The following is a 12,605-nucleotide window of genomic DNA, read 5'->3' as shown; positions in this document are numbered from 1 at the left end:
GCGATGAAAACAGACCTCGCGCCGTCGCGCCACACTGCCACCACCCGTTCACCGGGCCTCGCCCTGGCCGCGCTCGCCCTGGGTGGGCTCGCCATCGGCACCACCGAGTTCGCCTCGATGGGCCTGCTCCCGCAGTTCGCGGCCGACCTCGGCGCGACCGTGCCGCAGGCCGGCTCCGCGATCAGCGCCTACGCGCTCGGCGTGGTCGTCGGCGCCCCGGCGCTGGCGATCGCGGGGGCCCGCTGGCCGCGCAAGCGGCTGGTGCTCGTCCTGGCCGCGGCGCTGGCGCTGACCAACGCCTCGTCCGCGTTCGCGCCGACGTTCGAGACGTTCCTGGCCACCCGTTTCCTCTCCGGACTCCCGCACGGCGCCTACTTCGGCACCGCCGCGGTGCTCGGCGCCTCCCTGCTGCCGCGCGCGCAACGGGCCCGGGCGGTCGCCGCGACGATGACCGGGCTGATGGTGGCCAACATCGTCGGCGTCCCGCTGGCGACGTGGCTCGGGCAGGCCCTCGGGTGGCCGGCCGCGTACCTCGCGGTGGCCGGGATCGCGCTGGTCACGATGGCCGCGGTTGCGCTGCTGGTGCCCGACGTCCGCGACGAGACCCCGCAGTCGATCCGCGGCGAGCTCTCCGCCCTCGGACGGCCGCAGGTGTGGCTGACCATGCTGGTGATCGCCGTCGGCTACGGCGGGACGTTCGCCGTCTACAGCTACATCACCCCGATCCTGACGACGCTGTCCGGCTTCACCGAGGCCTACGTGCCGCTGGCGCTCGCGTTGTTCGGCGTCGGGATGACGGTGGGCAACACCGTCGGCGGGCGGCTGGCCGAGCGCTGGCCGATGCGCACGATCGCGGGCGGGATGGCCGTCGCGTCGGTGGCGATGGGCGCGTTCACCGTCACCGCGTACTCGGTCGCCGGGGCCCTGATCACGCTGTTCGTGCTGGCCACGGCCACCACCGGGACCACTCCGGCGCTCAACACCCGGCTGATGGACGCCGCGCCGGACGGCCCGACCCTCGGCGCGGCGTGCCACCACTCGGCGTTCAACATCGCCAACGCGCTCGGCGCGGCACTCGGCGGGGCCGTGCTCGCGGCCGGCCTGGGCTGGACCGCCCCGGCCGCCGCCGGCGCGCTGCTCCCGCTGGCCGGTCTGATCGTCCTCGGCGGGTCCGCGGCCCTCGAACGTCGCGAACGGAGCCGCGCGCCGGTCCCGGCGGCCTGACCGGGGGTCGTGCGCGGATATCGCTGCCGGAGCGACGATATCCGCGCACGGGGGGGTGTCAGCTGGACGCCTCGGTGAGGGCGGCGAGCTCGTCGGGGGTCAGCAGCAGGGTCGCCGACGGCAGGATCTGCGCGAGCTGGTCGAGCGTGCGGGCGCTCGCGATCGGCGCGACGACGGTGGGCTGGGCGCCGAGCCAGGCCAGCGCCACCGACGCGACCGGCACGTCGTGCACGGCGGCCACCTCGTCCAGCACGCCGAGCACCCGCACGCCGCGCTCGTCGAGGTAGGCCTTCGCACCCTCGGCCCGGGCCATCCGCATCGGACCCTCGGACGCGCCGGTGTCGACCGGGCCGTCGTCGCCGGCCCGGTACTTGCCGGTCAGGAACCCCTTGGCCAGGCCGAAGTACGGGAAGCAGGACAGCCCCTCCTTCTCGACGAAGAACGCCTGCTCGCTCTCGTAGTCGCGCTCGACGAGGTTGTAGTGCGGCTGCACCGCCTCGAAGCGGGCGAGCCCCTCGCGCCCGGAGATCTCGAGCGCGGACAGCAGGCGCTCGGGCCCGAAGTTCGACGCGCCGAGCGCCCGCACCTTGCCCGCGCGGACGAGCCCGTCGAACGCGGTGAGGTACTCCTCCTGCGGGACGTCGGCGTCGTCGACGTGGGCGTAGTACAGGTCGATCCGGTCGGTCCGCAGGCGGCGCAGCGAGTCCTCGACGGCGGCGGTGATGGTCGACGCCGACAGCCCGGTCCGGCCGGGCAGCTGGCCGACCTTCGTCGCCACGACGATCTCGTCCCGGTTGCCGCGTGCGGCCATCCAGTCGCCGATGATCGTCTCCGACTCGCCGCCGGAGTTGCCCTCGGCGCGCGCCATGTAGGAGTCGGCCGAGTCCAGGAAGTTTCCGCCCGCCTCGACGTAGGCGTCGAGGAGCGCGAAAGACTGCTCGGCGTCGGCCGTCCAGCCGAACACGTTCGTGCCGAGACAGAGTCCGCTCACGTCCAGGTCGGTCTTGCCGATCATCGTCATGTCTCCGGTCTACCCCGTCCGGCGACGGGTGATGCGAGCGACCTCACCGCATGGAAGAGGATCAAGGCGGGTAATCGTTACCAATACTAAGAACATTCGGCGACGGAGGGATGATCATGTCGGGCACGGTGCACGCGGACGTCGAACAGGTCCTGGACGCGTTCGCGCAGGATCGCGGACGGGAGACGCTCGTGTACGGCGACCGGCGGCTCACCGCCGGCGACGTGCTCGACCAGGTCCACCGGCTCGCGCACACCCTCGACGGCCGGGTCGGACCCGGTGACGTCGTGGCCCTGCTCGGCGGCAACTCCCCCGAGATGCAGACGGCCCGCTGGGCGCTGAACCTGCTCGGCGCGGGCGTCACGCAGCCGCACGGCGGCCTGTCCGCGGAGGGCCAGGCGACGATCGTCGACGATGTCGAGGCCGCGCTCGTGCTCGTCGACCCGATCGCCGCCGACACCGCCGCGCAGGTGGTGGCCCTGGCCCGCCCGGTCACCACGCTCGGGCTCGGGACCACCGGGCCGGGCGACCAGCCGTGGCGGGACCTGCTCGTCGACGCCGCCGACGCCTCGACCGAGGCGCTGTCGAGCCGGGCGAACCTCTCCGACGTGCAGCAGATCCGGCACACCGGCGGCACCACCGGGCACCCGAAGGGCATCGCCTACACCTTCGCCCACCACCTGCGGATGGCGACGGTCCGCGGGACCTGGGCCGAGGAGGGCCCGGCCCGGATGCTGCTGTGCACCCCGTCCGCGCACGCCGGTGGCGGCGTCGCCGACCGGCTGCTCGCCCGAGGCGGCACCGTCGTGCTGCAGGAGGAGTTCGACGCCGGCGCCGTGCTCGCCGCGATCGAGCGCGAGGCGATCACCGACATGTGGCTGCTGCCGCCGCTGATCTACCGCCTGCTCGACCACCCCGACCTCGACCGCACCGACCTGTCCAGCCTGCAGAACGTGATCTACGGGGGCGCCCCGGCGAACCCGACCCGGATGGCCGAGGCGGTGCGCCGGATCGGCCCGGTGTTCATCCAGGTCTACGGCCAGACCGAGGCGGGCGGGATCAGCGCGCTGACCCGTGAGGAGCACCTGGACCCCGAGCTGCTCGGCACCGTCGGGCGCGTCATGCCGACCACCGACGTCGCCATCTGCGACGACGACGGCACCCGGGTCGCCGAGGGCGAGCGCGGTGAGCTGTGGGTGCGCACCGGCACCGAGATGGACGGGTACTGGCGCCGGCCCGAGCTCACCGCCGAGACGATCGTCGACGGCTGGGTCCGCACCGGCGACGTCGCCTACCTCGACGCCCGCGGCTACCTGCACCTCGTGGACCGGGTGAAGGACATGATCGTCGTGGTCGGCGGGCACGTGTACACCTCCGAGCTGGAGGACACGCTGATGGAGCACGCCGGGGTGCGTCAGGCCGCCGTCTTCGGTGCCCCGGACGACGACGGTTCCGAGGCCGTGCACGCCGCCGTCGTGGCCCGCGACGACTCGCTCACCGCCGCCGAGCTGGAGACGCTGGTCGAGCAGCACCGGGGTGCGATGTACGTGCCGAAGACGATCGCGTTCGTCGACGAGATGCCGCTGACCGACATCGGCAAGACCGACAAGAAGGCCCTGCGGGCGACGCTGGCCCCGGCCGCGGTGTGACCGCGACATGATCGGCGGTTCGGCGGCGGAACGCGACAGCCGTGTCGCGATCCGCCGCCGAAGTGCTGATCTCTCCCAAACCGCTCAGTGGCGCTGACGGTTCGCCTCGAACAGCGCGACGGCGCCGGCCGTGGCCGCGTTGAGCGAGTTGACCTTCCCGCGCATCGGGATCACCACCGTCTCGTCGGCGGCGTCGAGCCACAGGTCGGTGACCCCGGTGCTCTCCGCGCCGACGACGACCGCGACCGGGCCGTCCAGGCGGGCGTCGCCGAGCGCGGTGGTCCCGGCCGGGGTGGTGACGGCGATCCGGACGCCGTGCCCGCGCAGCCAGTCCAGCACCTCGGCGCTCGGGGCGGACGCCACCGGCACCGCGAACACCGTGCCCTTGCTGGCGCGCACCGCGTTCGGGTTGCCGAAGTCGGTGACGGTCGACGCCCCGATCACCGCGTCCACCCCGCACGCCTCGGCGGTGCGCAGCATCGCGCCGATGTTGCCCGGCTTCTCGATGCCCTCCGCGACGAGCACCAGGGGGCGCGGGCCGAGCACGATGTCAGCGATCGCGGACCCCGGGTCCGGCACCACGGCCAGCCAGCCGTCCGGGCCCTCGCGGTAGGCGATCCGGTCGAACACGTCCCGGCTCACCGAGGTGACCCGCGCCCCGGTCGCGCGGACGTCGTCGAGGAGTCCTCTGTGCTCGTCGCGGGCCAGCGACGGCGCCCAGTACAGCTCCGTGGGGCGTACCCCGGCCTGCAGCGCCAGCCGCAGCTCGTCGTGTCCCTCGACGAGAGTGGACCCCGCCTCGACCCGCGCGCGACGGTGGCTCCGCAGCCGGATCAGTGCCTTGACCCGCGGGTTCGCGGTGCTGGTCAGATCCGCGGGAACAGGTGCGCCGGCCACCGGGGCACCTTATCCGCGGCGCCGGCGGGAACCCCTGCGGGCGCCCGCCCCGTTGAGGCTGTGACCCACATCATCGGGGTCTCCGCGTGAGGATGACCCCTCCGAATGTGTCCTACATGTGTCGGCCCGGAACGAGAGTCCGCCGGAGCGAGCGTCGAGGAGATGCTCCCGGCCTGCTCACCTCAGGCCGGCCGCACACGGTTCACGGCCGGCCATCCCGGCCGCGACGTCTCACCAGAGGAGATCATCAGATGAGCACCCCCTCCGCCGCCTCCACCCCGGCCGCCCAGACCCCCTCCGCCCCGGTGTCCGCGTCCTCGTCGGCGCTGGCCTCCGACCACGGCAGCACCAAGATCGCCGAGGCGGTCGTGTCCAAGATCGCCGGCCTCGCCACCCGCGAGGTGAACGGCGTGCACGACCTCGGCGGCGGCGCGGCGCGGACCTTCGGCGCGATCCGCGAGCGCATCCCGGGCGCGACCACCAACGCCTCGCAGGGCGTCTCGGTCGAGGTCGGCGAGAAGCAGGCCGCGATCGACCTGAACATCGTCGTGGAGTACGGCGTCGCCATCGCCGACCTCGCGAAGGCCGTGCGCCGCAACGTCATCTCCGCCCTCGAGCGGATGACCGGCCTGCAGGTGGTCGAGGTCAACATCTCCGTCGACGACGTGCACCTGCCGTCCGAGGACGACGGCAAGAACGAGGTCGAGGCCCCGAAGCCGTCCTCGACGCCGCGGGTCTCCTGACCCGTTCCCCCGTTGATGTTCGGCCGGCCCGGAGTGCGACCCCGGGCCGGCCGTTCCGCGTTCCGGGCCCGGCTCAGGCCCCGGTGAACCGGGGCGCGCGGCGCTCGATCACGGCGGCGAGTCCCTCCCGGGAGTCCGCGGTGCCGGACAGCTCGGAGACCGTGCGGGCCTCCTCCGGCAGCGCCGCCTCGACCCGGCCGCCGAGCCCGGACCACACCAGACGCTTGGTGGCGCCCTGCGCCCGCGGCGCACCGGCGGCGAGCGTCGCGGCGACGGCGAGCGTCTCGTCGAGCAGGTCCGCGTCCGGGACGACGCGGGTGACGAGTCCGATGTCGAGCGCCTCGGCGGCACTCAGCGTCGGGTTGAGCAGGAAGATCTCCATCGCCTTCCGGGCCCCGACGATCTGCGGCAGCGTCACCGACGACCCGGCGTCCGGCGCCATCCCCGAGCGGGTCGCCCCGGACATGAACTTCGCCGACTCGGCCGCGATCACGATGTCGGACGCACACACCAGCCCGAACCCGCCGCCACCGGCGGCGAAGCCCTGCACCGCCGTCACCACCGGCGCGGAGAGCGCGAGCAGCCCCTGGGCGACGTTCTGCAGCCACGCCGTCGCCTCGCGCAGGTAGTCCGGCAGCGCCTCGCCCTTGCTCGCGAACGTCTTCACGTCGCCGCCGGCGCAGAAGTGCTTTCCTTCGCCGGTGAGCACCAGGCACCGCAGACCGGCCTGCCCGTGCGCGACCATCACGGCGTCGTAGAGCCCGCGCAGGAACGGCACGTCCATCCCGTTCGCCGCCTCGGGCCGGTTGAGCCGCAGGTGCGCGACCCCGGTGTCGTCGAGGTCCAGCAGCACCGGGCCGCTCTCGATCAGCTTCACTGCTCTCCCGTCCTGCCGGTGAACCGGCCGATGCCCGCGCCGGCGCGTTCCCCGGCGAGGTGGTCCAACGTCTCCCGCGTCTCCGCCGCCAGCCCGTCGGAGAGCTCGCCGCGCCGGCGCACCAGCCGCTTGATCCGGGCCAGCGCGTCGCCGTCCTTGGCCACCAGGTTCGCGACCAGCGCGTCGACGACGTCCTCGAACTCCTCCGCCGGGGCGCTGCGGTAGGCCAGCCCCCACTCGACGGCCCGGGCACCGGTCAGCCGGTCGCCGGTGAGGATGTGCCCGAGCGCGCGCGGCACCCCGACGATCCGCGGCAGCCGCTGCGAGCCCCCGCCGCCGGGGATCATGCCGAAGTTGGCGTGGTTGTCCGCCAGCACCGCGTCGTCGCGCACGACCGCGATGTCGACGGACTGGATCAGCTCGAAGCCACCGGCCATCGCGTAGCCCTCGACCGCCGCGACGACCGGCACCGGCAGCTCCGCGATCAGCTCGCAGGCGGAGATGAACGTCTCGAACAACGGCCGCAGCGCGTCGGGTCCCTCCTCGCGCAGCCGGGAGACCTCGTGGAAGTCCCCGCCCGCGCAGAAGTTCCCGCCCGCGCCCCGGATCACGATCACGTCCGCGCCTCCGGCCGCGTCGGCCAGAGCGTCGTGCAGTCCCCGCGCCAACGCGATCGTGACGGCGTTGCGCGCGTGCGGGCGGTTGAGCAGGACCGTCGCGACGCGGCCGTCCACCGTGGTCAGGACCGGGGGCCCGGTCTCGGTCGAGCTCACTCCCGGTCCTCCCGCCAGCGGTCGGCCGACGGGTCGAGCAGGCTCTGCAGCTTCCCCTCCGGGAGGTGCACGAGCGTCTCCAGCTCGAGCGCGTCGAGGAACCGGACCCGGCCGCTGCGCAGGTCCTCGATGCGCAGCCGCGGGCTGTTCGCGTCGGTGTCCACACTCACGGCGACCTGCGCGAACTCGTTCCCCACCACCTCGACCGGCACGGATCCCATCAGATCAGGAACGACATCGTCGGAACCACGCGGGCGTTGTCCACCAGCGCGACCTTCTTGTAGGCCATCCGCAGCTCGCCGTCGACCTCGCGCAGCCGGTAGGTGTAACGCCCGGCCCAGATCTCCTTGCCCCGCTCACGGGACTCGACGAGCACGAAGTTCGCCTCCACCGTCGTCTCGGCCCCCTCGGCCCCGAGTATCTCCACGTTGGACACCACGCGCCGCAGCCGCGACGCCGGGATCTGGGTGTGCCGCTTGCCGGTGTGGAACTGCTTGATCCGGGTGGAGATGCGGCGGCGGTTGTCGTAGACGATCGACATCCGGGTCGTCGGGTCGATGTCGTCGCCGCCGGCCGGGACCCAGTACAGGCCGTCGTCGGTCCAGAGCGACTCCCAGCCGTCGTAGTCGTGCTCGTCGGCCAGGCGCGCCTCGCGGTAGAGGAACTGCTCGATGCGGCGGATGTCCTGACCGTTCACCGCGGCGTCCCCGCCGCCGTGCCCGCCGCGACCCGGTCGGTCGTCATCAACCGCTTGTAGTGCCGCCAGAACCCGCGCATCGCGGTCTCGTCGGTGGCGCCGCCGATCGTCAGGCCGCGCTCGTCGACGCTCTCCCGGCCGACCCCACGGCGGATGTCGAGCCACTCCGGGCGCAGCTCGGCGACCCCGGCCTGGTTGCGCTCGTACATCTCGGTGTCGTCGGCGAGCAGCAGCCCGGCCGGGCCGACCGAGCCGATGCTCTGCTGCAGCATCCGGGTGTTCATCTCCGGCGCGCCCTTGAGCCCGATCGCCGTGACGTGCTGGACGGTCAGGTCGGCGGCCAGCGGCTGGATCGTGAACAGCTGGATCTCCGCGATGAACAGGTTCGGGAAGATCATCACGTGCGGGGCGCCCTCGACGAGGATCTCCTCGGCGGCGTCGCCGTGGCGCTCACGCATCGCGGCGACGTAGTGCGGCACCTTCTTCTCGGTGGTGCCGAACCACCCCATCGGGGCGGCGAGACGGCGGAACTCCGGGCGCAGGTCGTTCTCGCTGTGCCCTCCCCCGAGGTCGCGGGTGACGGCGGTCGACTTCTCGCCGTAGAGCGCGCCGATCCCGCTCTCGGCCACGCTGAAGATCGACTGGTGCACGAACTGCGGGTGGTAGCCGTCGGTCTCGTTCTCGGCGAGGAGCTTCCAGTTCGCCCGCGCGCGGTGCTTGAGGAAGCCCGCGGTGATCTCGACCTCGCCCTGCGGCGAGAGCCGGACGAGGCGGTCCAGCTCGCCCGCCGCCTCGCCGAGGTGCTCGGCCAGCGACGGCCCGTCGGGGGCGAAGCTGCCGAACACGAAGCCCTGGTACACCGCGACCCGCGGCACCCGGCCCAGGCCCAGCTCGTCGAGCTTCCCGCGCCCGCCGTAGCCCTGCGGGAAGGGGTATCCGACCAGGTCACCGGTGTTGCGGTAGGTCCAGCCGTGGTACGGGCAGCGGAACGAGCTGGAGTTGCCCGCGTCGGCCTCGCAGACCAGGTTCCCCCGGTGCGCGCAGCGGTTGAGCAGCAGGTGCACCTCGCCGTCGGCGCCGCGCGTCATGACGACGTCCTGCGGGCCGATCGTCTTGCGCACGTAGTCGTTCGGTTGCGCGATCTCGCTGACGTGTCCGACGTAGACCCACGTCCGGTACCAGATCTGCTCCAGCTCGTCGGCGAAGATCTCCGGGGAGGTGTAGAGCGAGCCGTGCACGCGCTCCGGTTCGATCAGCGCGTCGTAGCGTTCGGCGATCGTCGTCGTCACCGCGCTCCCCCTTCACCGAGTTGTCGAAATCAGATTAAAATCATCGCCGATACGGCGGGCGACCGCAAGCCGCCCCACCCCGGAGGGACACCATGGATCTCGGACTCGGCGGAGCGCGGGTGGTCGTGACCGGCGGCGGCGCGAACATCGGGCGCGGGATCGCGCACTGCTTCGCCGCGGAGGGCGCGCGGGTGCTCGTCGTCGACGTCGACGGAGAGCAGGCCGACTCGGTGGCCGCAGAACTGCGCGATCTCGGCGCCCCCGACTCCGACGCCGTCGCGATCGACCTCACCACCGACGGCGCGGGCGCGGCGGTGACGCGGCGGATCGTCGAGCGCTGGGGCGGGATCGACGTCCTGGTCAACAACGCCGGCTGGAGCGAGCCGGGCTGGTTCGCCCAGCAGACCGACCGCGCCCTGTGGGAGAAGACGATCGGGGTCAACCTGTTCGCCGCGATCGACTGCACGCAGGCCGCGCTGGGCCCGATGCGCGAGGCCGGGCGTGGCGCGGTGGTGTTCCTGTCCAGCGACTCCGCGTTCGGCGCGATCCGCCAGGGCATCTACGGCTCCACGAAGGCCGGGCTGATCTCGCTGGCCCGCACCGTCGCCCGCGAGCACGGACGACACGGCATCCGTTCCAACGTCGTCGCCCCCGGGCTGGTCGTCCCGCCGGACGACGCGCCGGTCGGCGCGAGCAGCGTGTGGGCCCGCGGGAAGGACGCGATGTTCACCCCCGAGCAGATCGACTCCGTGGTGCGGACGCAGGCGCTGCGCCGTCTCACCACTCCCACCGACGTCGGCAACGCCGTCGTCTGGGTGTCCTCCGACGTCGCCGCGCGGCAGGTCACCGGGCAGGTCGTGGCCGTCGGCGGGGGCTCGTCGATGCCGTGATCACGTGCGTTGACGACCGCTCCGCGCCGTGTCTATTCTTGATTAGAAACGAGGAGGCGTCATCGTGGACGGAACCGTCACCGCTGCTCCCGCCGAGCTGGCCCGGCGGCTCTACGACGCTCTCGCCGGCGGCGACGCCGAGACGCTGGACGCCCTGGTCGACCCTGCTTTCGTCGGCGTCCTGGCCGACGGGATGCCGGACGGTGCCGGGACCCACGACGGCGCGGAGGCGATGCGCCGCGACGGCTGGGGCGCGATCGGCCGCGGCTTCCGCGCCCGCGCCGAGCCGGAGCGGTTCCTCGAGCTGGCCGACGGACGGCTGCTGGTCACCGGCCGCTACACCGGCTCGGGACGCCGGGGCGGCACGACGCTGGACGCCGCGTTCGCCCACCTGCTGACGGTCGACGGCGGCCGGATCACCCACCTCGAGCAGTACACCGACACCGCCCGCTGGCGCGACGCCGCGTCCCCGTTCACCACGCTCACCCTCACGATCACCGACGGCGTCGCCGACCTGCGGCTGAACCGCCCCGACGACGGCAACGCGATCGACGTCGCGATGGCCCGCGACCTGCGCGAGGCCGCCACGCTGATCGCCGAGGACGACTCCGTGCGCGTCGTGCTGCTGCGCGGCAACGGGCCGATGCTCACCGCAGGCGGCGACATCGGCCTGATGTCCGGCACCGCCCACGCGGAGCTGCCGACGCTGCTGCGCCGCATGATCGACGACTACCACCTCGCCCTGGAGCGCTTCGCCGCGATCGACGCGCCGCTGGTCGTCGGAGTACGGGGCGCGGCCGCCGGCGGTGGGCTGGGCCTGGTCTGCACCGCCGACTACGCGGTCGCCGCGACCGACGCGGTGTTCGCCGTCGGGTACGGGCGGCTCGGCCTGACCGCGGACGGCGGCAACACCTGGTACCTGCCGCGGCTGGTCGGCATGCGCCGCGCGCAGGAGATGTTCCTGCTCAACCGCCGGCTCACCGCGGACGAGGCCCTCGAGTGGGGCCTGCTCAACCGCGTCGTGCCCGCCGACGACGTGGACACCGAGGCCGAGGCCGTCGCCCGGACGATCGCGGCCGGTCCGACCCGCGCCTTCGGCGGTATGCGCCGGCTGCTGCGCACCAGCTACGAGACACCGCTCGGCGAGCAGCTGCACGCCGAGAAGACCGCGATCGTCGACGTCGCCGCCACCGACGACGCCGCGGAGGGCATCGCCGCGTTCGCGCAGCGCCGCCGTCCCGGCTTCACCGGCCGCTGACCCACCCCGGGAGTAACAGATGAACAGCTCGCTGATCGTCGCCGACACCGAGGAGCGCGCCGCGCTGCGCGAGTCCGTCGGGAAGCTGGTCGGGAAGTACGGCCACGACTACTTCATGGACTGCTCCGAGCGTCACGTGGAGCCGACCGAGCTGTGGAAGGACCTCGGCGCGGCCGGGTTCCTCGGAGTGCACCTCGACGAGGCCTACGGCGGGGGCGGCGGCACGATGACCGACCTGGCCGTCGTCGTCGAGGAGGCGTCCACCCAGGGCTGCCCGCTGCTGATGATGGTCATCTCCCCCGCCATCTGCGGGACGATCATCGACGCGCACGGCAGCCACGAGCTCAAGTCGCGCTGGCTGCCCGGGATCGCCGACGGGACGCTCAAGATGGCGTTCGCGATCACCGAGCCCGACGCCGGCTCGAACAGCCACGAGATCACCACCACGGCGCGTCCGGACGGCGAGGGCTGGCAGATCTCGGGCACCAAGTACTGGACGTCCGGGATCGATGAGGCCGACGCCGTCCTGGTCGTGACGCGGATGCCGGACGCGGGCCCGAGCGGGCGGCACCCGTTGTCGCTGTTCGTCGTGCCCACCGACTCGGCCGGGCTGACGTTCCAGCCGATCAAGGCCGCGCTGCGCCAGCCCGAGCACCAGTTCACGGTGTTCCTCGACGACGTCCGGGTCGGCCCGGAGGCCCTGATCGGCGAGGTCGGCAAGGGGCTGACGCAGGTGTTCGCCGGGCTGAACCCGGAGCGCATCACCGCGGCGTGCATCAGCAACGGCATCGCCCGCTACGCGCTGGGCAAGGCGTCGCGCTACGCCAAGGAGCGCGCGGTCTGGAAGGGCGTCCCGATCGGTGCGCACCAGGGCGTCGCGCACCCGCTCGCCGAGTCCTACATCGGCACGCAGCTCTCCCGGCTGATGGCCTTCCGCGCCGCGGAGCTGTTCGACGCCGGGGCCGACGCCGCCGAGGCGTCGAACATCGCAAAGTTCGCCGCCGCCGACTCGTCGCTGAGGTCCCTGGACCAGGCCATGCAGACGCACGGCGGCAACGGGATGTCACTGGAGTACGGGCTCGCCGACCTGTGGTTCGTCGCCCGGATGCTCAAGACCGCTCCGGTGAGCCGGGAGATGGTGCTCAACTTCGTGGCCCAGCGGAGCCTGGGACTCCCCGCCTCGTACTGAGAGCCCATGACGTCGACCGGGCCGCCTCGCCGGGGCGGATCGGGCCGTGCGCCTCGCGACCGCCGGTTCGGGCCGACCCGAACGCACCGGTGGGTCGC

General features: G+C 72.9%; 13 protein-coding genes. 6 read left to right on the top strand and 7 right to left on the bottom strand.

Going from position 1 to position 12,605, the window contains the following annotated elements; all coding sequences use genetic code 11:
• Positions 1–3 precede the first annotated feature (3 nt).
• Positions 4–1,224: an MFS transporter gene (locus EV383_RS05485; RefSeq protein ID WP_130288894.1), complete on the top strand. Its 1,221-nt coding sequence runs from the start codon at positions 4–6 to the stop codon at positions 1,222–1,224.
• A 58-nt stretch (positions 1,225–1,282) separates the two neighbouring features.
• Here EV383_RS05485 and EV383_RS05480 read toward each other — a convergent pair whose 3' ends face one another.
• On the bottom strand, positions 1,283–2,245 hold the full coding sequence (locus tag EV383_RS05480; protein ID WP_130288893.1) for an aldo/keto reductase: 963 nt from the start codon (positions 2,243–2,245) through the stop codon (positions 1,283–1,285).
• A gap of 116 nt (positions 2,246–2,361) precedes the next feature.
• Here EV383_RS05480 and EV383_RS05475 point away from each other — a divergent pair, with 116 nt between their 5' ends.
• Positions 2,362–3,894 carry an AMP-binding protein gene (locus EV383_RS05475; protein ID WP_207223443.1) on the top strand — a complete coding sequence of 511 codons (1,533 nt, stop codon included), beginning with the start codon at positions 2,362–2,364 and terminating at the stop codon, positions 3,892–3,894.
• An 84-nt stretch (positions 3,895–3,978) separates the two neighbouring features.
• Here EV383_RS05475 and EV383_RS05470 read toward each other — a convergent pair whose 3' ends face one another.
• Positions 3,979–4,791, bottom strand: a complete 813-nt coding sequence (locus tag EV383_RS05470) for a TrmH family RNA methyltransferase (protein WP_130288891.1) — start codon at positions 4,789–4,791, stop codon at positions 3,979–3,981.
• 251 nt (positions 4,792–5,042) lie between these two features.
• Here EV383_RS05470 and EV383_RS05465 point away from each other — a divergent pair, with 251 nt between their 5' ends.
• Positions 5,043–5,534 (top strand): Asp23/Gls24 family envelope stress response protein, encoded by a 492-nt coding sequence (locus EV383_RS05465; protein ID WP_130288890.1) that lies wholly within the window; start codon positions 5,043–5,045, stop codon positions 5,532–5,534.
• 73 nt (positions 5,535–5,607) lie between these two features.
• Here the strand turns inward: EV383_RS05465 and EV383_RS05460 are convergent, their stop codons facing one another.
• Genes EV383_RS05460 through EV383_RS05440 form a run of 5 tightly spaced genes read right to left on the bottom strand, consistent with a single transcriptional unit; the run spans position 5,608 to position 9,170 of the window.
• On the bottom strand, positions 5,608–6,411 hold the full coding sequence (locus EV383_RS05460; RefSeq protein WP_207223442.1) for an enoyl-CoA hydratase/isomerase family protein: 804 nt from the start codon (positions 6,409–6,411) through the stop codon (positions 5,608–5,610).
• A complete protein-coding gene (locus tag EV383_RS05455) occupies positions 6,408–7,184 on the bottom strand; it encodes an enoyl-CoA hydratase/isomerase family protein (RefSeq protein WP_130288889.1) in 777 nt (258 codons plus the stop codon). The genes EV383_RS05460 and EV383_RS05455 overlap by 4 nt, the downstream gene beginning before the upstream one ends.
• Positions 7,181–7,396, bottom strand: a complete 216-nt coding sequence (locus EV383_RS05450) for a hypothetical protein (protein ID WP_242622913.1) — start codon at positions 7,394–7,396, stop codon at positions 7,181–7,183. The genes EV383_RS05455 and EV383_RS05450 overlap by 4 nt, the downstream gene beginning before the upstream one ends.
• 8 nt (positions 7,397–7,404) lie before the next feature.
• The gene (locus EV383_RS05445) at positions 7,405–7,881 is read right to left on the bottom strand and encodes an aromatic-ring-hydroxylating dioxygenase subunit beta (RefSeq protein WP_130288887.1); all 477 of its coding nucleotides are present in this window, start codon (positions 7,879–7,881) and stop codon (positions 7,405–7,407) included.
• Positions 7,878–9,170 (bottom strand): aromatic ring-hydroxylating oxygenase subunit alpha, encoded by a 1,293-nt coding sequence (locus EV383_RS05440; protein ID WP_130288886.1) that lies wholly within the window; start codon positions 9,168–9,170, stop codon positions 7,878–7,880. The genes EV383_RS05445 and EV383_RS05440 overlap by 4 nt, the downstream gene beginning before the upstream one ends.
• 92 nt (positions 9,171–9,262) lie before the next feature.
• On the opposite strand from EV383_RS05440, the gene EV383_RS05435 reads away from it, so the two are divergent.
• From EV383_RS05435 to EV383_RS05425, 3 genes are all read left to right on the top strand, one after another.
• Positions 9,263–10,060, top strand: coding sequence for an SDR family NAD(P)-dependent oxidoreductase (locus EV383_RS05435; RefSeq protein ID WP_130288885.1), 798 nt, complete (start codon positions 9,263–9,265; stop codon positions 10,058–10,060).
• A 64-nt stretch (positions 10,061–10,124) separates the two neighbouring features.
• Positions 10,125–11,318 carry an enoyl-CoA hydratase-related protein gene (locus EV383_RS05430; protein WP_130288884.1) on the top strand — a complete coding sequence of 398 codons (1,194 nt, stop codon included), beginning with the start codon at positions 10,125–10,127 and terminating at the stop codon, positions 11,316–11,318.
• A 19-nt stretch (positions 11,319–11,337) separates the two neighbouring features.
• Positions 11,338–12,507, top strand: a complete 1,170-nt coding sequence (locus tag EV383_RS05425; RefSeq protein WP_130288883.1) for an acyl-CoA dehydrogenase family protein — start codon at positions 11,338–11,340, stop codon at positions 12,505–12,507.
• Positions 12,508–12,605: the final 98 nt, after the last annotated feature.

The organism is Pseudonocardia sediminis (assembly GCF_004217185.1).
In the GTDB taxonomy this organism is placed as follows: Bacteria; Actinomycetota; Actinomycetes; order Mycobacteriales; family Pseudonocardiaceae; genus Pseudonocardia; species Pseudonocardia sediminis.
This window is presented reverse-complemented; position numbering and strand designations above follow the sequence as displayed.

Excerpts from the sequence above, each read along its gene's own strand:
- EV383_RS05435 (WP_130288885.1), top strand. The coding sequence starts at position 9,263 with ATGGATCTCGGACTCGGCGGAGCGCGGGTGGTCGTGACCGGCGGCGGC.
- EV383_RS05465 (WP_130288890.1), top strand. The coding sequence starts at position 5,043 with ATGAGCACCCCCTCCGCCGCCTCCACCCCGGCCGCCCAGACCCCCTCC.
- EV383_RS05485 (WP_130288894.1), top strand. The coding sequence starts at position 4 with ATGAAAACAGACCTCGCGCCGTCGCGCCACACTGCCACCACCCGTTCA.
- EV383_RS05480 (WP_130288893.1), bottom strand. The coding sequence starts at position 2,245 with ATGACGATGATCGGCAAGACCGACCTGGACGTGAGCGGACTCTGTCTC.
- EV383_RS05475 (WP_207223443.1), top strand. The coding sequence starts at position 2,362 with ATGTCGGGCACGGTGCACGCGGACGTCGAACAGGTCCTGGACGCGTTC.
- EV383_RS05425 (WP_130288883.1), top strand. The coding sequence starts at position 11,338 with ATGAACAGCTCGCTGATCGTCGCCGACACCGAGGAGCGCGCCGCGCTG.